This window comes from Pedobacter riviphilus, from assembly GCF_014692875.1.
GTDB lineage: Bacteria > Bacteroidota > Bacteroidia > Sphingobacteriales > Sphingobacteriaceae > Pedobacter > Pedobacter riviphilus.
Genome location: NZ_CP061171.1, coordinates 4,306,955 through 4,325,665 on the forward strand (window position 1 = coordinate 4,306,955; position 18,711 = coordinate 4,325,665).

Annotated in this window: 15 protein-coding genes; 7 read left to right on the forward strand and 8 right to left on the reverse strand. The window is 37.8% G+C overall.

Going from position 1 to position 18,711, the window contains the following annotated elements:
* The first annotated feature begins 22 nt into the window (after window positions 1–22).
* Genes H9N25_RS17650 through H9N25_RS17660 form a run of 3 tightly spaced genes read left to right on the forward strand, consistent with a single transcriptional unit; the run spans window position 23 to window position 3,581 of the window.
* Window positions 23–1,510, forward strand: coding sequence for a sigma 54-interacting transcriptional regulator (locus tag H9N25_RS17650; RefSeq protein ID WP_190326722.1), 1,488 nt, complete (start codon window positions 23–25; stop codon window positions 1,508–1,510).
* A 6-nt stretch (window positions 1,511–1,516) separates the two neighbouring features.
* Complete coding sequence (locus H9N25_RS17655) at window positions 1,517–2,263, forward strand: AAA family ATPase (protein ID WP_190326723.1); 747 nt, start codon at window positions 1,517–1,519, stop codon at window positions 2,261–2,263.
* Window positions 2,264–2,318: 55 nt separating this feature from the next.
* Entirely contained in the window at window positions 2,319–3,581 is a 1,263-nt protein-coding gene (locus H9N25_RS17660) for a metallophosphoesterase (protein ID WP_190326724.1), read from the forward strand.
* Between the two features lie 99 nt (window positions 3,582–3,680).
* Here the strand turns inward: H9N25_RS17660 and H9N25_RS17665 are convergent, their stop codons facing one another.
* From H9N25_RS17665 to H9N25_RS17675, 3 genes are all read right to left on the reverse strand, one after another.
* Entirely contained in the window at window positions 3,681–4,370 is a 690-nt protein-coding gene (locus tag H9N25_RS17665; protein WP_190326725.1) for a response regulator transcription factor, read from the reverse strand.
* A gap of 89 nt (window positions 4,371–4,459) precedes the next feature.
* Window positions 4,460–6,133, reverse strand: coding sequence for a sensor histidine kinase (locus H9N25_RS17670; RefSeq protein ID WP_190326726.1), 1,674 nt, complete (start codon window positions 6,131–6,133; stop codon window positions 4,460–4,462).
* A gap of 3 nt (window positions 6,134–6,136) precedes the next feature.
* Window positions 6,137–8,020: a S9 family peptidase gene (locus H9N25_RS17675; RefSeq protein ID WP_167297218.1), complete on the reverse strand. Its 1,884-nt coding sequence runs from the start codon at window positions 8,018–8,020 to the stop codon at window positions 6,137–6,139.
* Between the two features lie 228 nt (window positions 8,021–8,248).
* Here H9N25_RS17675 and H9N25_RS17680 point away from each other — a divergent pair, with 228 nt between their 5' ends.
* Window positions 8,249–10,072, forward strand: coding sequence for a tetratricopeptide repeat protein (locus H9N25_RS17680; RefSeq protein ID WP_167297219.1), 1,824 nt, complete (start codon window positions 8,249–8,251; stop codon window positions 10,070–10,072).
* A gap of 137 nt (window positions 10,073–10,209) precedes the next feature.
* On the opposite strand, the gene H9N25_RS17685 is transcribed toward H9N25_RS17680, so the two are convergent.
* Window positions 10,210–10,764, reverse strand: a complete 555-nt coding sequence (locus H9N25_RS17685; protein ID WP_190326727.1) for a GNAT family N-acetyltransferase — start codon at window positions 10,762–10,764, stop codon at window positions 10,210–10,212.
* A gap of 390 nt (window positions 10,765–11,154) precedes the next feature.
* On the opposite strand from H9N25_RS17685, the gene H9N25_RS17690 reads away from it, so the two are divergent.
* Entirely contained in the window at window positions 11,155–11,466 is a 312-nt protein-coding gene (locus H9N25_RS17690; protein WP_167297222.1) for a DUF4286 family protein, read from the forward strand.
* Between the two features lie 45 nt (window positions 11,467–11,511).
* On the opposite strand, the gene H9N25_RS17695 is transcribed toward H9N25_RS17690, so the two are convergent.
* The 3 genes from H9N25_RS17695 to dtd form a co-directional block, all read right to left on the reverse strand.
* The gene (locus H9N25_RS17695; RefSeq protein WP_167297223.1) at window positions 11,512–11,841 is read right to left on the reverse strand and encodes a nucleotide pyrophosphohydrolase; all 330 of its coding nucleotides are present in this window, start codon (window positions 11,839–11,841) and stop codon (window positions 11,512–11,514) included.
* Window positions 11,831–13,372, reverse strand: a complete 1,542-nt coding sequence (locus H9N25_RS17700) for a glycosyltransferase family 39 protein (RefSeq protein WP_190326728.1) — start codon at window positions 13,370–13,372, stop codon at window positions 11,831–11,833. Before H9N25_RS17700 ends, H9N25_RS17695 begins: the two co-directional genes overlap by 11 nt.
* Window positions 13,373–13,461: 89 nt before the next feature.
* Complete coding sequence (dtd, locus tag H9N25_RS17705) at window positions 13,462–13,914, reverse strand: D-aminoacyl-tRNA deacylase (protein ID WP_190326729.1); 453 nt, start codon at window positions 13,912–13,914, stop codon at window positions 13,462–13,464.
* A gap of 30 nt (window positions 13,915–13,944) precedes the next feature.
* Here dtd and H9N25_RS17710 point away from each other — a divergent pair, with 30 nt between their 5' ends.
* Both H9N25_RS17710 and H9N25_RS17715 read left to right on the forward strand, forming a co-directional pair.
* Window positions 13,945–14,970, forward strand: a complete 1,026-nt coding sequence (locus H9N25_RS17710) for a hypothetical protein (RefSeq protein WP_223833428.1) — start codon at window positions 13,945–13,947, stop codon at window positions 14,968–14,970.
* Window positions 14,936–17,392, forward strand: a complete 2,457-nt coding sequence (locus tag H9N25_RS17715) for a hypothetical protein (RefSeq protein ID WP_190326731.1) — start codon at window positions 14,936–14,938, stop codon at window positions 17,390–17,392. Before H9N25_RS17710 ends, H9N25_RS17715 begins: the two co-directional genes overlap by 35 nt.
* Before the next feature lie 231 nt (window positions 17,393–17,623).
* Here H9N25_RS17715 and H9N25_RS17720 read toward each other — a convergent pair whose 3' ends face one another.
* On the reverse strand, window positions 17,624–18,670 hold the full coding sequence (locus H9N25_RS17720) for a 3-oxoacyl-ACP synthase III family protein (RefSeq protein WP_190326732.1): 1,047 nt from the start codon (window positions 18,668–18,670) through the stop codon (window positions 17,624–17,626).
* Window positions 18,671–18,711 lie beyond the last annotated feature (41 nt).

An 18,711-nucleotide genomic window follows, 5' to 3' on the forward strand; every position in this document is an offset into this window, starting at 1 on the left:
TGCCTTAAACCCAATTTAAAAGATGCAAAACACCACATTAGGCGAATTAAAAACCACAGGATATAAATCGAGATCTGTAAAAGAAGAGCTTAGGGAAAATCTGATTAAAGTGCTCCGTGATAAAAAAACCGAATTTGAAGGCATTATTGGCTATGATGAAACGGTGATTCCGGAGCTGCAAACAGCCATTTTATCGCGTCATAATATTTTATTACTGGGATTACGCGGACAGGCTAAAACACGTATTGCCCGTTTAATGGTAAACCTACTGGATGAGTATGTGCCATATGTTGCCGGAAGTGAGATTTTTGATGATCCCTTGAATCCAATTTCATGGTATGCTAAAAACGAAATTGCTATAAAAGGCGATGATACCGAAATTGCCTGGTTACACCGCAGCGAAAGGTATACCGAAAAACTGGCTACACCCGATGTTACCGTTGCTGATTTAATTGGCGATGTTGACCCCATTAAGGCCGCTACATTAAAATTAACCTATAATGATGAGCGTGTAATCCACTTTGGCTTAATTCCCCGTGCACACCGAAGCATTTTTGTGATTAATGAGCTTCCGGATTTACAAGCACGTATACAGGTTGCGTTGTTTAACATGTTACAGGAGAAAGATATTCAAATTCGTGGTTTTAAACTGCGCTTACCTTTAGATATCCAGTTCGTATTTACCGCAAACCCTGAAGATTATACCAACCGCGGAAGCATCGTTACACCTTTGAAAGATAGGATTGAAAGTCAGATTTTAACCCACTATCCTAAAACCATCGAAATTTCGCGCAAAATTACTTTTCAGGAGGCCAAATTAACGGCTGATCAAAAAGCAAATATAGAAGCCGATGGACTGGTGAAAGACCTGATAGAGCAAATTGCTTTTGAAGCCCGTAAAAGTGAGTACATCGATCAAAAATCTGGCGTATCGGCCAGGCTGACCATCTCCGCATACGAAAATTTAATCAGCACCGCCGAAAGAAGAATGTTGATCTCTGGCGAGAAAAATACGTTTGTACGTTTATCTGATCTAGCTGGAATTATCCCAGCCATTACGGGTAAAATAGAATTGGTTTACGAAGGCGAATTAGAAGGGCCCGCACATGTAGCCACTACCTTGATCGGCAAAGCGGTTAAAACTTTGTTTGCACGGTATTTCCCCGATCCAGAAAAAGCTAAAAAAAGCAAAACGGCTAATCCTTATACTGAAGTAACCGAATGGTTTACAGAAGGTAATAATGTTGATGTTACCGATACCTTAACCAATGCACAGTATAAAAAAGCGCTGATGCTGGTGCCAAGTTTATACGATCTGGTAAAGAAATTTCATCCTAAATTAAGTGAGAACCAAACTTTACTTTTAATGGAATTTGTATTACATGGTTTAGCTGAATATTCACAATTGAGCAAAAACTATTTAAATGGCGGCTTCGGTTTCGCTGATATGTTTGGCAGTTTATTTAACGCCGAATTTGACGAGGAAGAGGATGAAGACGATTTCAGATAAAAATTAATGGATTTTAACGGATATCTTTTATCATTAAGGTTAAAACAAGAGCACCTTCCTAACGGATATCCGTTTAATATTCCATGCTTAAAATCTTTTGAAAAGTTAGACTTTCACCCTAATGTTACCTTTTTTACCGGCGAAAACGGCATTGGAAAGTCGACCCTGACTGAAGCTATAGCAGTTTATCTTGGTTTTAATGCAGAAGGTGGGGGTAAGAATTTCAACTTTAAAAGTACAGCAACACATTCTGCTTTGCATGATTACCTAATTATGACGAAGGGGTATAAAAAAATTAAAGATGGCTACTTTTTAAGGGGAGAAAGTTTCTATAACGTTGCCAGCGAGATTGATAAGCTAGACGAGGAACCTGGCGCACCAAAAATTATAGATTCTTATGGCGGTATTTCCTTACACGAACAATCGCACGGGGAATCCTTTTGGTCGGTATTTATGAACCGATTTTGGGGCAATGGTGTTTATATTCTCGATGAGCCCGAATCGGCACTTTCTGCGACGAAACAAATTGCCATGTTATCCAAAATCAATAATCTGGTCGGCAAAAATGCGCAATTTATTATCGCAACACACTCTCCCATCTTATTATCCTACCCCAATGCCTGGATATATGAAATGACTGAAAATAAAATAGCCAGGGTTAAATATGAAGAATCTGAGGTTTATAGAGTTTATAAATCTTTTTTAGATCATCCTCAACGAATATTAGATAATATATTTACTTCAAATACTTAATTTAGGCAGATTAAATCTGCCTTGTTTTTATACTTAAATCGAATAACCCGATCATATGGGAAGATTACCTTTCATCATTGCCGCCTGCATTTTCATTATTGCATTTGATATTTACTGCTTTAAAGCCATTATTGCTGTTTTTAAAAAATGGAAACCAAATACGAAAAAGGTATTTACTATTACCTATTGGAGCTATAGCACCTTACTGATCATCGGTGTTTTTTGTGGCATTTACCTCAATCTTTTCCTTACACTGAGGGCTATTATCTTAGTGGCCTTCTTTTTAACCGTAGCTTGTAAACTGGCCATGTTGCCCTTTTTGTTACTTGATGATTTACGCAGGTTGTTCATTAAAATTTTCAGGAAAAATAAAAAAACTAAAATTTCAACCGTACCACAAACAGCACAATCTACGGCTGCAGAGCCCATTTCACGATCGGAATTTTTGGTTAAAGCCGGATTGGTGGCAGCAGCAGTACCCTTAACTTCATTAAGTTGGGGTATTATTTCTGGCGCATACGATTACCAGGTGCGACGGGTAAATTTAATCCTCCCTAACCTACCCAAGGCTTTTGATGGTATTACCATGGGTCAGATTTCTGACATCCACTCTGGTAGCTTTTATAACAAAACGGCTGTAAAAGGCGGTGTAGAAATGTTATTGGGTGAAAAGCCCGATTTTATTTTTTTCACAGGCGATTTGGTAAACAACCTCACCAACGAAGTAAGAGATTACCAGGATATATTTTCGAAAGTAAAAGCACCACTCGGTGTATATTCATCATTAGGCAACCACGACTATGGTGATTATTATTTTGGAAAGGAATCATCTCCTGCCAAGGTAAAAAACCTGAAAGATATGGTTGATGTGCATAAAGTAATGGGTTACGACTTACTCATGAACGAAAACCGGAGATTAAAAGTAGACGGAGAAGAAATCGGGATTTTAGGGATTGAAAACTGGGGTATGGGCCGCTTTCCAAAATATGGAAAAATGGAACTGGCCGTTCAAAATACGGATGATTTACCGGTTAAACTTTTGCTCAGTCACGATCCTTCACACTGGCGCGGAGAGGTTTTGAAAAAATACCCGCAAATAGATGCCATGTTTAGTGGGCATACGCACGGAATGCAGTTTGGTGTTCGTTTTAAAGAGGCGCAATGGAGCCCCGTGCAATACATTTACAAAGAATGGGCAGGTTTGTACCAGGAGCAAAAACAACAGCTTTATGTTAATGTGGGCTATGGCTTTTTAGGTTATCCGGGTAGGGTTGGTATTTTACCTGAGATTACAATATTTACTTTGAAGAGGGCTTAGACTAAACATGAGTGAGTTTCGAATGATTGAATGAGAGAATACCGGCATCAGGCCTAAAACATTCGCTAATTCAATCATTCTCTCATTCAAGAATTATATTTATCCCGCGTTAAAGCGATAACCTACCCCCCTCACGGTTTGTAATAACTGCGGATTATCAGGGTTCAATTCTATCTTCTTACGTAAGCGCACAATATGCATATCAAGCGTTCTGGTATTCACATCAGAGTTGTAGCCCCACACCACCAACATCAATTCATCACGGTTGATAACTTTACCCGGGTTGCGCAAGAAATAAAGGAGGATACGGTTTTCCAATATCGTCAATTCGATTTTCTTTCCATCTCTGAATAATGTGTGGATGTTTGGATGATGTTCCATATTACCAAAACGATGAATTTCGGCAGTATCTTTATTCACAATAAATTTCACCTTACTCTCCAACATCGCAACCAAAACATCCATATTAAATGGTTTGGTGATATAATCAGATGCACCAAAGTTGTAGGCATCAATTTTATCCACATCCTGTGCTTTAGCCGTCATCATAATGATCAGGTTTTCGAAACCTTGCTTGCGCACATTCTCACAAACTTCGGCGCCCTGTTTACCAGGCATCATCCAATCCAATAAAACAATATCAGGCTGATCGGCTAAAATCATTCTTTCACCTGCTTCCCCATCATTTGCTTCGAGCGCAGTATAACCTTCAGCCTTTAAACGGTGGGCTACAAGAAAGCGAAGATTTTCATCATCTTCTACGATTAATATTTTTACTTCTTTAGACATTTATGTGTGTGTTACATTGTAATGTTGAAACGCTGCAATGTTTGAAGGTTAATTAACTTTCCAACCTTTAACTTTTCAACCGCTAAAAATTAACTATTATATGGCAGTACAATTTTAAATTCAGTACCACTCCCTACTTTGCTTTTTACAGAGATTTCTCCCTCCATAAAGTTAACCAGTTCTTTGCAGAATGCCAAACCCAGGCCTACACTGCCCATTTGGTTATATTCATTCTGTATCCTGAAAAACTTCTTAAATATATTGTTTAATTCTGACGATGCGATACCTATCCCTTTATCGGCAAACCGGAAAACCAATACCCCTTTAATCAGCTTTGCACTAATGTGCAACTTCTTCTGTTCCGGTTTCGAGTATTTGTAGGCATTCTCTGCCAGATTATCGAATAAACTACCCAATAATACCGGATCTGTAATAAAGGTTTTAAAGCCTACCACCTCATAGGTAATCTTAAAATCGGGATGTTTTAAGGTATGCGATTCAATTGTACTTTCAATAAAATCTACAATATTAACTTCTTCCTGGTTCAGTTTAATGGCTTTATTTTCGATCTGCGTAAAGGCCAGGAGTTTGTTCATTAAACCATTCAGTTTATCAGCTTCTTCATCCAGTATCTTACCATAAAGCTGCTGTTCCCTTTGGCTTAATGTGGTAGCACTTTTAATATTGTTTCCTGCAATCTTAATTACACTTACGGGTGTTTTAAACTCATGCGTAAGGTTATTCACAAAATCGTACTGCAGCTTAAACATTTTGCGGTTGATGTTCAGGTTACGGTAAATCAAAAAAGCAACCAATAAAAGCACCCCATATACCAGCAATAGCACCAAGGCTATTGGCATGAAGTAAATAAAAATTTCTTTCTTGATGTAAGATTTTGATGAAATGAGGTACAACTTAAAATCAGAAAATGCGCCTGGCAGGGCAATTTCGGTATTAATGCTCTCATCAGAAGTATCAATCGGATCATAAGTTAGCGGTTCAATCCTGATTGTTTGGTACAATAATGGCCGCGTATTGATGATCTTGATTTTATGTGCATCGAGATTAAAAACCAGTACATCCTGTTGATAAACAGGTGCCGGATTTAACTTCCGCCTGATCATATCTTTATAGGCTCTTAAATCTTCCCGACGGGGAATATTTAAGTAAGTGATTTTGTTTTCGTTCGAATTAACGATAGAAAAGTTGGTAAACAGTTCTTCTTGCGTAGGTACTGATGCAGTATCCAGATCTTCAACAAAAGTGGCAAGTTTAATGGCGATTGCATTAAAATCACTCCCTACATTAAAAGATCTCGTATCATCTTCTGAATACAGCTTTACCGAATCGGGTTTTACGCCTTTACCAAACTGGAAAATAGATTTTGGGCCAATACCCAGGTGATTTGCATTAATCCCATCTTTAACAGGCACATTCTTTACCTCTGTATCGTAAAAAGTAACCTTCGAGATAAAAGGATATTTTAACATCACGGTATCAACAAACTTCGCTGCTGTAGAAGAGTCTAAAAAGCCACTATAATACGAAATCTCGGGCATTTTATTCTGAAAGAAATCGTTATAAGGTTTAATACTTTGCTCGAGTACATTTACTTTCTCGGAGACAAAATCGTTCTCAATCGATTTTTTGCTATAGTTAAACGCTAAAAAAAGCGACAGGATAAAAAGAATGGAAATGAGTACAATGAAGGTTACGCCGAGCGAGAAATTTTTACGATAACCACTTTTTTTATCTAAGGCCATACCCTATTTCTTACCTAGATTTTCCTGTAAAAATTCTTCTAAAGCTTTGTATAATGCCGTTCTGCTCTGTTGGCGTACTATTGGGTTTGGTCCCTCTTCTTTTTCGATATAGGTAACCTGAACATTCCGTTTTTTCAGTTCCTTAATAAACTGAACGCCCTCTGCTACATTAACACGTGGATCTTTAGGGTTCTGTGCGATAAAAACAGGCGATTTAAAGCGATCGGCATGGAAAACAGGCGATGCAAACCGCATATAATCGGTATCGGTTACCGGATTGCCAACAATTTCATAATACATCTGCAGATTCGCTTTTAAAAACGGTGGAATAGTTTTCAGGTAACTGAATAAATTGATTACACCTGAATTTGATCCACCACATTTATAAAGATCGGGATTTTTATACAAACAATTTAATGCAATATAACCTCCAAAACCGTTGCCATAAATAGCGATTTTTTTAGGGTTGGCAATTTTTTTGGCAATTAACCATTTTACTCCATCATTAACGTCTTCCTGAATTTTATCGCTCCACTGCTTAAAACCAGCGGCATAAAAAGATTTTCCATAGCCCGTAGATCCACGATAGTTTACCTGCAAAACAGCATAACCACGGTTAGCCAGAAACTGTACTTCGGCATTATAGCCCCAACTATTTCTCCCCGCTGGGCCGTTATGCGGCAAAACTACTACAGGCAAATTAACAGCCTTTTTATTTTTTGGCAAGGTTAAATAACCGTTAATGGTTAAATTATCGGCACTCTTAAAACAAATTGGTTTCATAGCACTCATATCGCCCTGTTTAATAGATGGGCTAATATCAGTTAGTTTTTTAAGTTTATTCTCACTAACGGTATAGAGGTAATAAGAACCCGGATTTTTATCGGTAAAGGTTCTTACCACAAAAACTTTATCCATTTTGTCTTTATCCATAATTTTCCATTCGGTACCTGGCAAAAGCCGGTCTATTTTCGAATAGGTAATCCTAGTGCTATCATCAAGGTAATATTTTTCCTTTTTCCAGGTTTCACATGTTACAAAAAGCATTTTCTTTTGTAGGCGTGAGTATTTTGCATCTACTACATTTAAGGTATCATTTGCAAAAAGCACCTGTTTTTCTTTACCATTTTTTAAATCGAGTGCCACTAATGCATTCTTATCCCTGTTTACATTAGAAATGGCATAAAGTATATTCGGCTGGTTTTCTGAGAAAGCAATGGGCTGTAAAGTGGTTTCGAAATTATTGGTAATTACCGGGGCAAAGGCCTGGTTTTCGTTTTCGCGATACATTAAAGTTTCGTTCACTCCATCACTTGCTACAGCAATTTTCAATACTCCTCTATTATCTGTCATCCATTCGGTAATATTACCCGGGTTTTTGGCCGCAATATCCATCTTACCGTTCCGAACATTTAAACGATAAACATCGAAAACTGTCGAGTCGCGTTTGTTGGATGCCACAATAATGTATTTATCATCAATTAACTGATCTTCTATTACCCTTAGCCTGCTTTTCTCGTTGGCACTCAGCTGAACCTGCCTGCTTCCATCTTTATTGATGACGAAAATATCCGATTTACGCTCTTTAGATTCGTCTTCAGTATAATAAATCAGCTCATTATTGCTGGTCCAGAAATGGAAACTGATATTCTTCCCATTCAAATGGGTTAACTGAATGCTATTTCCAGTGGTAAGATCTTCAGCAAAAAGATCAAGTTTTTTATCATGAAGCTTTAAATAAGAAAGACTTTTCCCATCTGGAGAAATGCGATAGTAGGCTTTATCCTGCGTTTTAAAAAAATCGTCTACAGGAATAGTATCATTGTTAGTGCCTTTACAAGCCCAAATCAATGCAACCAATAACAATAGAAAAATCCTTTTTAGCATAAATAAATCCTTTACAGGATGACAAAAATAAGTATCACAACAACTTAACCGTGATTTACACCAACAATGTTACTTATGCAATCAATAATAAGTCGTGGGTCAATTTAGTATTTATAAAATATCTACAAAATAAAATACAGGTAACATTTAAAATACGTTTAATATCACTTAACGGTTTAGCTAAAGATTTATTAAAATGTTACATTTAAAACTTATAATTTAGGGTTTATGAACCGCTTTTTTTTCATCATATTTTTATTTCTATCGCTTGGAGCAAAGGCACAAATCTTTCGCCCCAATCAGCAGATTGCACCTGATGAAAGTAGTCTGGCTATTCAATATTACCAGGATGGAGAATATGAAAAGGCAGTTGTGTTACTGGAAAAACTTTATGCCATCCCCAATAACGAAGCCTATTTCGATATTTACTTTAATACATTGTTAAAATTGAAACGCTATGACGTTGCGGAGAAAGTGGTTAAAAGAGAAGTTAAAAAAAATCCGCAGAACGATGTTTATCCAATAGCGCTGGGTAAGCTTTATCAGGAGAAAGGCGATACACAAAGTTCTAATAAAATTTTCAGCGATGTGATTAGCAATCTTCCTAAGGATGAGTTTAAGATCCGAAATTTAGCCAATAGCTTTTATCGGTTCGAAAATTATGATTTTGCGGTACAAACCTTTAAACAGGGCAGAAAACTATTGGGCAACGATCAAATGTTTACTTTCGAGTTGTTAAACATCTATCGTTTTAAAAAGGATAAACCCATGCTCATGCAAGAGTATCTTGATGCACTTGGTACAATGCCACAGCTTTTGCCACAGGCCGAAGCAGTGTTATCATCTATTTTTGAAGACAAAAATGATTATCAAACCTTTCAGACGGCCATTTTAAGAAAAGTACAGAAAGAGCCCGATGCCGAAATTTATATTCAGTTACTTACCTGGAACTATATTCAACAACAGGAATTTGATATGGCCCTGCGCCAGCTTATCGCATACGATAAACGCACCAAAGCTGATGGGGGTACCTTGTTTAATGCCATTTATACCTTTGTTGATAATGGTGCTTACGAAACAGCGATTAAAGCCTACGATTATCTATTAACCAAAGGGAAAGATAACCAGTATTATCTTCCTTCAAAAATAGAAATGCTGAATACCAAGTATAACCTACGTACCAACGGGAAATATACTGTTGCCGACCTTGATCTGTTGGCGAAAGATTATCAGGCATTATTGGACGAAAACGGCAAGAACAGGAACACGCTTTTTGCCATAAAAAAACTGGCAAACCTACAGGCGTATTATTTAAATCAACCCGGCAGCGCAGAAAAAGAGCTTGAAGAAGCAATAAAAATGCCCGGCATTAATGATCAGGACCTAGGCCAGCTAAAACTCGATTTAGGCGACATTTATATTTTAACCAACCAGCCCTGGGAAGCTTTTTTAGTATATGAGCAGGTGAGCAAACAGTTTGAAGGACAACCCGTAGGAAATGAGGCCCGCTTTAGAAGTGCTAAACTTTCCTTTTACCAGGGTAATTTCGAATACAGCAACGCCCAATGCCTCGTTTTAAAGGCTGCAACTTCGCAGCTCATTGCAAATGATGCCCTGAACCTGAGTTTACTGATCAACGATAATATTCAAACCCCTGCAGATAGTAACGCGCTAAAAATGTATGCTGATGCAGAAATGCTTTTATTCAGAAATCTCCCCGAACGTGCAGTTAAAAAAATGGATAGTATTGCGATAGCCTTCCCGCAAAATAGTTTAACCGATGCGATAATGATGAGCAAAGCAAGGATTCTTATCAAAGCCAACGATTTCCAAAAAGCTGCAGACATCTTAAAAAAAGTAACTGAAGATTTTAAAGATGGAATTTGGACAGATGATGCACTATTTACATTAGGTGATCTGTACGAAAAGAAACTGAACGACATTGCGCAGGCCAAAATCTACTTCCAGAAACTGATTACTGATTATCCAGGGAGCATGTTCAGTGCCGAAGCCAGAAAAAGATTTAGGAATTTACGTGGAGATGGGGTTTAGTTGGTTCGTTAGTTATTGGTGTGTTTAATCGGTTAACTGCATAAATTGATTAATTAAGCGCAAAAAGGACTAATCAATTAATGTAGAAATCGGCTTAACTGACTCCAAACGTTTATCGTTAAACGCCAACTAATCTATCATTCCCAATCCCAAATCACAACATTCCATTCTACATCGCTACTATCGGTATAGGTATGAATAATTTTAAAACCAATACGTTTATGTGCACTCATCGATCGAAGATTGATGCTCGCAATTTCAGTGATTGCGAAATCGTATTTAGAGTTAAAATAATCTTTATAAGCACAATAGCATTGATCGAACAAACCGTTACCACGATAAGCCTGACTAACGCAAACCTGGCCTACAACGATATAAGAATAAGAAGAAACGGATTTACCTTGATATTGGATATGATCGAAACTTTCGTACATTTCAACCAGTCTCGGGATATCGTTTTTAGACTGCTTGGTCATTGCCAACACATAGGCTACAACTAATTCTCCATCTTTTGCAATAATGTTGGACTCATATTGATGCATTTTCTCTAAATCTTCAAGCGAATGCGAAACGGTAACAAAACCCTGTTCTTTTATTTGTTCAGGAGTTAGATCTTTTTTTAGGTTTTGTTTTTGGAGTTCAAGAATTCCTTCAAGCTCCTCCATGTTAGAAGAATTGGTAATGGTAATCATTTCTGAATTGCAGATGACTTAGACATCCATTGCAATAATAGTTAACGTTAGCAACAAAATGAAGCAAATTCCCGCTAAAATTAAAATCCTAGCACCATGTTGTCTATCTGTTAGGGAATAAGAAAACACTTTTTGACCTGTGCTCAGTATTCTCCTTTTCTTCATTATATCCCAACCAATAACCAGCCCCAAAATGCCGCCGAAAATTGCAGTTAGGTAACCAGTATAAATATAATTACGCGTGGAATTGTCTATTTTTTGAGAGTCGTTAGTTCGTATCATGCTTAAAAACAATGGGAATCATCAAATTTAACAGATTAACACAACTTTAAAGAATAAAATCTGCACTCATCAATTTTTTAACATTTATATATTATTTACCTTTGTGCCATGTTTTTATATAATGTTACGCTCATCTTGGATGATGCAATAGCCGAAGAATGGTTACAATGGATGCAGGATATTCATATCCCTGAGGTTATGGCTACTGGGATGTTTGTTTCTAACCGTTTATTGAAGGTGATAGATTCGCCTAACGAAGGGGTAACTTATTGTACGCAGTATGTAGCAGAAACACTCGAACAATACAATAAATACCAGGAAGAATTTGCTCCAGCCCTACAGGCAGATTTAAATGAAAGATATAAAAACCGTTTTGTAGCTTACCGTAGTTTGATGGAGTTTGTACCTCCAACCTCCTAAAAGGAGTCTTAAACCATTAAAAATCTAAAGTCTCCCTTAAGGGATTTAGGGGTTTAGCTTCTCATTATTCTTATGCCTGTCCGCATCGCGGATGCTTTTTTTCTCAAGGTTCTTTTCTAAAGCATCGGTTAGGTTTATACCGGTCTGATTGGCTAAACAGATTAAAACAAACATCACATCGGCCATTTCATCGGCAAGGTTTACCGCTTCATCACTCTTTTTAAACGACTGTTCACCGTATTTACGGGCCATAATACGGGCCACTTCCCCTACTTCTTCCATTAAAATGGCGGTATTGGTTAATTCATTAAAATAACGGATACCTGTGGTATTAATCCAGCGGTCTACCGTTTCCTGTGCTTCGTTAATGGTCATTTTTTTCTTCCTCTATTTCTGATTTTATAATGCTACTCACTTCTGGCTTGGCATCTTCGAGCAAAAACACACCTGCTCCTTCTTCCCGTACATAAGGCGTTTTTATTTCCCCAATTTTAGTAATCTTGCCAAAATATGGTTGCTCTCTCTTTCTTTGCGGATCTTCATCCCTCCATCCGGTAATTATAATTAAACTTTTGATCGGTTTATCCATTTTAAACCAATACAAATAATCAGCATTATACGATACAGCGTTTATATTTTTATATTTCGAATAATAGTTGATTGCGCCAGCCTGTCCATAATTATCGGCACGTACCAACAGGGTAGATTTATCCTTAACCTTTCGGTAAGCAAAATCAACAATTGCAGCCAACTCTTTCCAGCCCCGCATATCGGCATAATCCTGTGGCAACTGGTGATTCTTACCATCTTCCCAGCGCAATGCCCCCACCCGCTCAAACCTTTTATGGTGGGCAATAATTTCATCAGGACTATAAACCGGCATCAAAAGTGGCAACAGATAAATAAATGAACCAATATTAAAGGCAAACAGCAATCCTGTTAATACATATTTCTTTGCTAAAATCCGGCTTAAATAAACAGCCCCGAAAGCCAGTACTATGGGATATAAACCCAGGGCATAATAATCTTTTGCTTTAAAATAGCTAAATATAATTAGGGTAATGAAGTAAGTAATAATAATCCAGCTGTATTTCCTGAAATCTTTATAAAAAATCAAACTACCGATCCCAGCCAGGAGAACAAATATAGAACTGATAAAAAAGAGAAACTGTCCGATAAAAAAATCGATCCGGTTTACATGTACCAATTGGGTAGCCTGCAAGGTTTTCATATGGGTAAGTACCGGAAAGTGATGGTTAATCTGCCAGACTATATTGGGCGAAATAATTACAATTACCAACAAAATAGCCAGATAAAGATGTTTGTCAGCAAATATTTTCCGGTTTGGCGTAATAATTATGGCGGGTAACAGGCCGAGAATCAAAAAAAGGATATTATACTTATTTAAAAAGCCAAAAGCCACAAAAATGGCAAAAGCATAAAGGTATTTGGCTTCGTTTTCATCGAAATATTTTAACAGATAATAAAAAATGGCTGTCCAGGCTAAAACATCAAAAGAATTGGGCTGGTAAAGTATGTTTAACCTAAGCAAAGAAGAACAAATACAAGCCACGGCAACCAGGCATTTGGCCAGTAGATTCCCTTTTAAAAAACCGACAATTTTCCAACAATACAATATCGTAAGTGCCCCTATTAATGCAGGAACAAGTTTTACCATAAAAATACCGTTACCGAAAGCCTTAATCAGCCATGAAAATAGAGAGGTTAAAGGTGGAACAGAGGTAAAGCCCGCAGCCAGGTGATTAGCCTGATCTAAATGCAGAAATTCGTCGCGGTGTAATTCATAAACCGAATTTACCAATACAAAAGATAAAACTACTTTTAAGATCAGAAAAAATACCAGATAACCATATTCAGTTAACCTGTTCAGATTTTTATCATTCATATTAGTTATTGCAAATTTTATTGAAATAGATTAATTATGAATTTTGACAGCCTTTAGCCCAATAAGTTACGCCGTACGTTTAATTTTAACTATTCCTTATCTTTTGTGTCGATCAATATCGTAACTGGCCCATCATTTAGTAGCGCAATTTTCATATCAGCTCCAAAAATTCCGGTTTTTACTTTTTTACCCAATAAAGCTGATAGCTTTTCGATCATTTTTTCGTAAAGCGGAATGGCCACCTCTGGTCGTGCGGCCCTCGTAAAACCCGGGCGGTTTCCCTTTTTTGTAGATGCAAATAAGGTAAACTGGCTAATCAGTAAGATATCGCCACCAACATCGGCAAGCGCTTTATTCATCATCCCGTTTTCATCACCAAAAACACGCATACCGATAATTTTCTGTGCCAGCCAATCCAAATCCTCTAAAGCATCGGCCTCCTCTATGCCTAACAATACTAGAAATCCGGTATCAATCGCTCCCGTTACCTCGCCGTCAACCGTGCAACTTGCCTGTGTAACTCTTTGTAAAACTGCTCGCATTTTATACTACTTTTGCTCAATAAAATTGATATGCGCAAGATAAGTATTTTAGTGATTTCTGTGTTTCTCTTCCTTGGTTGTAAGCAAAAATCAATTGTTCACCCTACTTTTTATTATTGGAAAACGGATTATCAGAACAAAAAGGAAGAAACCAGTTATCTTGATCAATTTAAATCTAAATCTTTGTATGTGCGGATTATGGATGTAGATTTTAACCCCGATCTTCAGCTGCCTGTACCCATTTCGCCGGTTAAATTTTCGGATCCTATACCTAAACAAACCAACATTATACCTGTCGTATTTATTGTTAACCAGGTTTTTAATAAGATTGACACCACGCAAACTATGGTGATGGCCGATCGCATTGCCAAATTTGTTTCCGCTAAGGTAAAACAAGCCGGAAAACAAAATTATCATGAACTTCAGATTGATTGCGATTGGACAAAAGGCACACGAAACAGGTATTTCAAATTTCTTGAACAATTAAAGGCCAATCCGCTTTTAAAGGGTAAAACGATATCAGTAACTCTCCGCCTGCATCAGGTTAAAAATATTGTATCAAGCGGCGTACCGCCTGTAGAAAAGGCCATTTTAATGTGTTATAATATGGGCAACCTACGTAAATATGGCAGACAAAATTCCATATTGGATCAGCATGAAATGGATCTTTACCTAAAAGATTACCTTGAGCAATATCCTTTACCACTTGATGTTGCCTTACCCATTTTCGAATGGGCGGTGGTATTTAGGAACGGGCAATATGCAGGTATCTCCAAGCGGATCGGCAATACACAGATTGCAGATAAAAAGCTTTTCAAACAGCGGGAAAATTCCATCCTTTACGATCTGCTTAAAGATGATCCTGCCGCAGGGTTAAAACAGGGCGATGTAGTAAGATGGGAACAGATTTCTTCAAAAGATTTAATTGCTACCTCTAAATTTTTATCCCGATATTTAGCCCCCAGAGACCGGAATCTTGTTTTCTACCATTTAGACACCGACCTATTAAAACATTTTACCTATGACGACGTTCAAAAAATTATCGCTAATTTTTAGTGTATCCCTGATTACTTTTTTCAGCGAGATTGCCATAAATCTTGCCTGTGGAGGTGAGATAGACCCCTACGATTATTACGTTTCTTATTTCCACAACAATATTGAAGGTGATGAATATTCTCCATTTGCCTACAACCAGCTGGTTTACCTTAACAGTGAAACGGATATAGAAAGTGAGCCCGATATCAACAGTAATGAATGGGCAAAATACCTCAATGTTAAAAAAGAGGATGTGCTAAAAGTAATGTACAAAACAGACAGTGCCACTGATGTAAAATTGGTAAATTTTGATGGCAACATTTCGCAACTACCCGATAGCTTACAACAAAACAGTTTTATCCAAGCCTTGGGTAAACGTAAAGCATCTTTAAAATACTATCAATTCGCCAAAAGCTGCGAACCTTTAGCCAATGTGGATTTTAGTCTTTGGGACCCAAAACCGCGCGACACCACAGCGATGGAATCAAAGGCAAAAGAAGCCCTAAGATTAACGGAAGCTGAAAAAGATGATTTCCTTAAACTCCGTTATGCATATCAATCAGAACGGATGTTCCATTTTGCAGGTAATCATACTGAAAGTAAATCAACTTACGAGAAGTACTTTAAAAACAGCAAGTTAAACAGTGCCGTTAAGGGTTGGGCCTTGGCACTTTATGCCGGATCGACCCGCCGGTTGGGCAACCCTGAAGAATCGGCCTTTTTATTCTCCAAGGTTTTTGCAAGTAATCCTGAGCGGAGAGTACAGGCCTATAAAAATTATTACTATACCAGCTCACCTGTTAATGGTGCATTAAAATATGCCAAAACCAATAACGAGAAAGCCAATATATGGGCGATAAACGGATTTGGCAATGCAGATTCGGGCATAGAAAGCTTAAATAAAGTTTACCAGTACGAACCAAAAAGCCAGCTCAACGGTACGCTATTGGTACGCGAAGTAAATAAATTAGAGCAAGATCTTATTGAGGCAAACGACATTGCCAAAATTGGTTATAATTATTATTTTTCGGATAGCGGCAATGCTAAATATAAAGACAGTTTAAAAAACGTAAACCTAAAACACCTGAATGAAATCAGGAATTTTGCGGTAAAACTGGCTACTGAGAAGAAATACCCACAACCTGAACTCGGTACGTTAACTGCAGCTTATTTATCGTGGATGGAGAATAAAGATTTCTTGGCCACCAATTACCTGGCTATATTAAAACCCGATAAATTACCAGAAAGATTACGCGACCAATACCGTATTATCGATCTATTGATCAAGGCAAAAAACATCAAAAAAGGCAATCCGTTTAATGAAAACGATTTATTGCCGACCTTAAAATGGCTTGACGAAAAACGTTTCGCTGAAAACAGTAGCCAACCAAAAGGCCCCTATTATTATGATGCCGATCGCGCCAGTAAACGTTTTAGCAGAACAACCAGAAACTTTTACCAGCAGATATTGGCTCCAGCTTATTTGAATATGGGTGATACGGCAAAAGCAGCTTTAGCAATGGTTAAAGGCGACCTGGAATACAAAACGTTAAAAGAGAATTCGCTTTTCCAGAATATGAGCTACCAAAGCATCGCTTTTTGGCAGAATAACTTGAGTCCGAAAAGTATGCAGGGCTTAGCGGTTTATAAAACAAAAGCAACAGGCAATGATGTCTCCGCTTTGTTGGCTTCGGCTTTAAACCAACTCAAAAATGATGATTTTTACGAACTTTTTGGTACAACTTATTTGCGTACACATCAATACGATAAGGCTGTTCAAATGTTCGCAAAAGTTTCGGCAGGCTACAAATATTTCAATCCAGAGAACTGGTACGGAGATGAATCTAATGCAAAACTTTATGCTAATCCCTTCATCGAAACGATAAATGACTATCCCAAAAAATATGTAACCGCTAAAGCATCAATTACCAAAAAGGCTTTTGCAGCAGAAATGCTCCGTTTGCAAAAGTTATCCATTAGTGATAAAAAGAATGCAGCACTTTATTATTATAAAATGGCCAATGCGGTTTATCAAACAGGTTATTTTGGCAACAGCTGGTTCCTGATCAGCTACGATTGGTCATCGTACGACAATAGCAGCCCAGCAAAATATGTATATGATGGTGACTATAAAAAAGCACAAACAGCAAAAGCCTGGTATTTAAAAGCCAGAGCATTAAGTACCAATGCCGACTTTAAGGCAAAATGTACTTTTATGCTGGCTAAATGTTTGCAGAAACAGATCATCATGAATGCTAACCCACTATCATTTTATTATTACGATAAAAAAGATGTGAAATGGAGAAACTTCATCAAGGCCAATTACAACAATCCTTATCTTAAAGAATTAAGGTTTAGCTATGCCAAAACACCTTTTTATGCCGTTGCAGCGGGTGAATGTAGTTATCTAGGAGATTTTATTAAGCCAAAAGTACAAAACTAGTTATTCGTGACCATTAAGGAATTAAGGTAGTTAAGAAAAGCCTAATGAAGCCCTTAATGTCTTTAATTCCTTAATGGTCTAATCATATAAAATCGTCATCTCCCTTTGGAATATATCGCTTAACTATTTATTTAGATAGATTTTTTCGACTTCGCTACGCTCGACGAACTTATCGTATTGAGTTAACCTTTTTATCCCAACTTACTTGGCTATTTTCCCTAAACCCTAAACCTACCACCTAATCAGCGCACTGGCCCAGGTAAAGCCAGATCCGAATGCGGCGAGGCAAACCAGATCGCCGTCTTTAATTTTGCCCGCCTCCCAAGCTTCACATAAAGCAATAGGAACAGAAGCGGCCGTAGTATTGCCATATTTTTGGATATTATTAAAAACCTGGTCATCATTTAGTCCCAACAATTGTTGCACATACTGGCTGATACGCAAATTGGCCTGATGTGGCACCAGCATATCAATATCTTTCTCGGTTAAATTATTTGCAGCTAAAGCTTCTTTAATTACTTCAGGAAATTTTACAACTGCCTTTTTAAAAACTGCGGGTCCATCCATATATGGCAAAGCTGCGCCACTTTCTAAAATTTCGGGTGTCATAAACAAGCCACCCAATTCCTGCTCAGGATAGGCTGGTTTATCTTTCAACCACTTATTGGCATGAGAACCCGGATAGTACATGGCCAGAATTTCGGCATCGGCGCCATCGCTATGTAAATGTGTACTTAAAATCCCTTTCCCGGGTTCATCCGTAGGCTGCAATACAACAGCACCGGCGCCATCGCCAAAAATGACCGATACATTACGGCTGCGGGTTTCAAAATCCATCGCGAAAGAATGTTTCTCGCTCCCCACTACCAGTACATTTTTATACATGCCTGTTTTTACAAACTGATCGGCCACAGAAAGTGCGTATACAAAACCAGAACATTGGTTGCGAATATCTAAAGCACCAATTTCACCCATGCCCATTTCTCGCTGTAGCAATACACCACATCCAGGGAAATAATAATCAGGGCTGAGCGTGGCAAAAACAATAAAATCGACATCCTTAGCGGTAATCCCTGCCCTCTCTATCGCAATTTTAGCGGCCTCGATACCCATTGTAGTGGTAGTTTCTTCGTTCCGGTCGGCAAAACGGCGTTCCTTAATACCAGTGCGCTCCTGAATCCATGCATCGTTGGTATCCATAAAACGGCTTAAATCATCATTGGTATATATATTTTTCGGAACGTAGTAACCTATTCCGGCTATTTTAGACTGGTGCATACTCGCTGTTTATTATAATTTGGTTAAACAAAGTTAGTTAA

Excerpts from the sequence above, each read along its gene's own strand:
- H9N25_RS17650 (WP_190326722.1), top strand. The coding sequence starts at position 23 with ATGCAAAACACCACATTAGGCGAATTAAAAACCACAGGATATAAATCG.
- H9N25_RS17655 (WP_190326723.1), top strand. The coding sequence starts at position 1,517 with ATGGATTTTAACGGATATCTTTTATCATTAAGGTTAAAACAAGAGCAC.
- H9N25_RS17660 (WP_190326724.1), top strand. The coding sequence starts at position 2,319 with ATGGGAAGATTACCTTTCATCATTGCCGCCTGCATTTTCATTATTGCA.
- H9N25_RS17665 (WP_190326725.1), bottom strand. The coding sequence starts at position 4,370 with ATGTCTAAAGAAGTAAAAATATTAATCGTAGAAGATGATGAAAATCTT.
- H9N25_RS17670 (WP_190326726.1), bottom strand. The coding sequence starts at position 6,133 with ATGGCCTTAGATAAAAAAAGTGGTTATCGTAAAAATTTCTCGCTCGGC.
- H9N25_RS17675 (WP_167297218.1), bottom strand. The coding sequence starts at position 8,020 with ATGCTAAAAAGGATTTTTCTATTGTTATTGGTTGCATTGATTTGGGCT.
- H9N25_RS17680 (WP_167297219.1), top strand. The coding sequence starts at position 8,249 with ATGAACCGCTTTTTTTTCATCATATTTTTATTTCTATCGCTTGGAGCA.
- H9N25_RS17685 (WP_190326727.1), bottom strand. The coding sequence starts at position 10,764 with ATGATTACCATTACCAATTCTTCTAACATGGAGGAGCTTGAAGGAATT.
- H9N25_RS17690 (WP_167297222.1), top strand. The coding sequence starts at position 11,155 with ATGTTTTTATATAATGTTACGCTCATCTTGGATGATGCAATAGCCGAA.
- H9N25_RS17695 (WP_167297223.1), bottom strand. The coding sequence starts at position 11,841 with ATGACCATTAACGAAGCACAGGAAACGGTAGACCGCTGGATTAATACC.
- H9N25_RS17700 (WP_190326728.1), bottom strand. The coding sequence starts at position 13,372 with ATGAATGATAAAAATCTGAACAGGTTAACTGAATATGGTTATCTGGTA.
- dtd (WP_190326729.1), bottom strand. The coding sequence starts at position 13,914 with ATGCGAGCAGTTTTACAAAGAGTTACACAGGCAAGTTGCACGGTTGAC.
- H9N25_RS17710 (WP_223833428.1), top strand. The coding sequence starts at position 13,945 with ATGCGCAAGATAAGTATTTTAGTGATTTCTGTGTTTCTCTTCCTTGGT.
- H9N25_RS17715 (WP_190326731.1), top strand. The coding sequence starts at position 14,936 with ATGACGACGTTCAAAAAATTATCGCTAATTTTTAGTGTATCCCTGATT.
- H9N25_RS17720 (WP_190326732.1), bottom strand. The coding sequence starts at position 18,670 with ATGCACCAGTCTAAAATAGCCGGAATAGGTTACTACGTTCCGAAAAAT.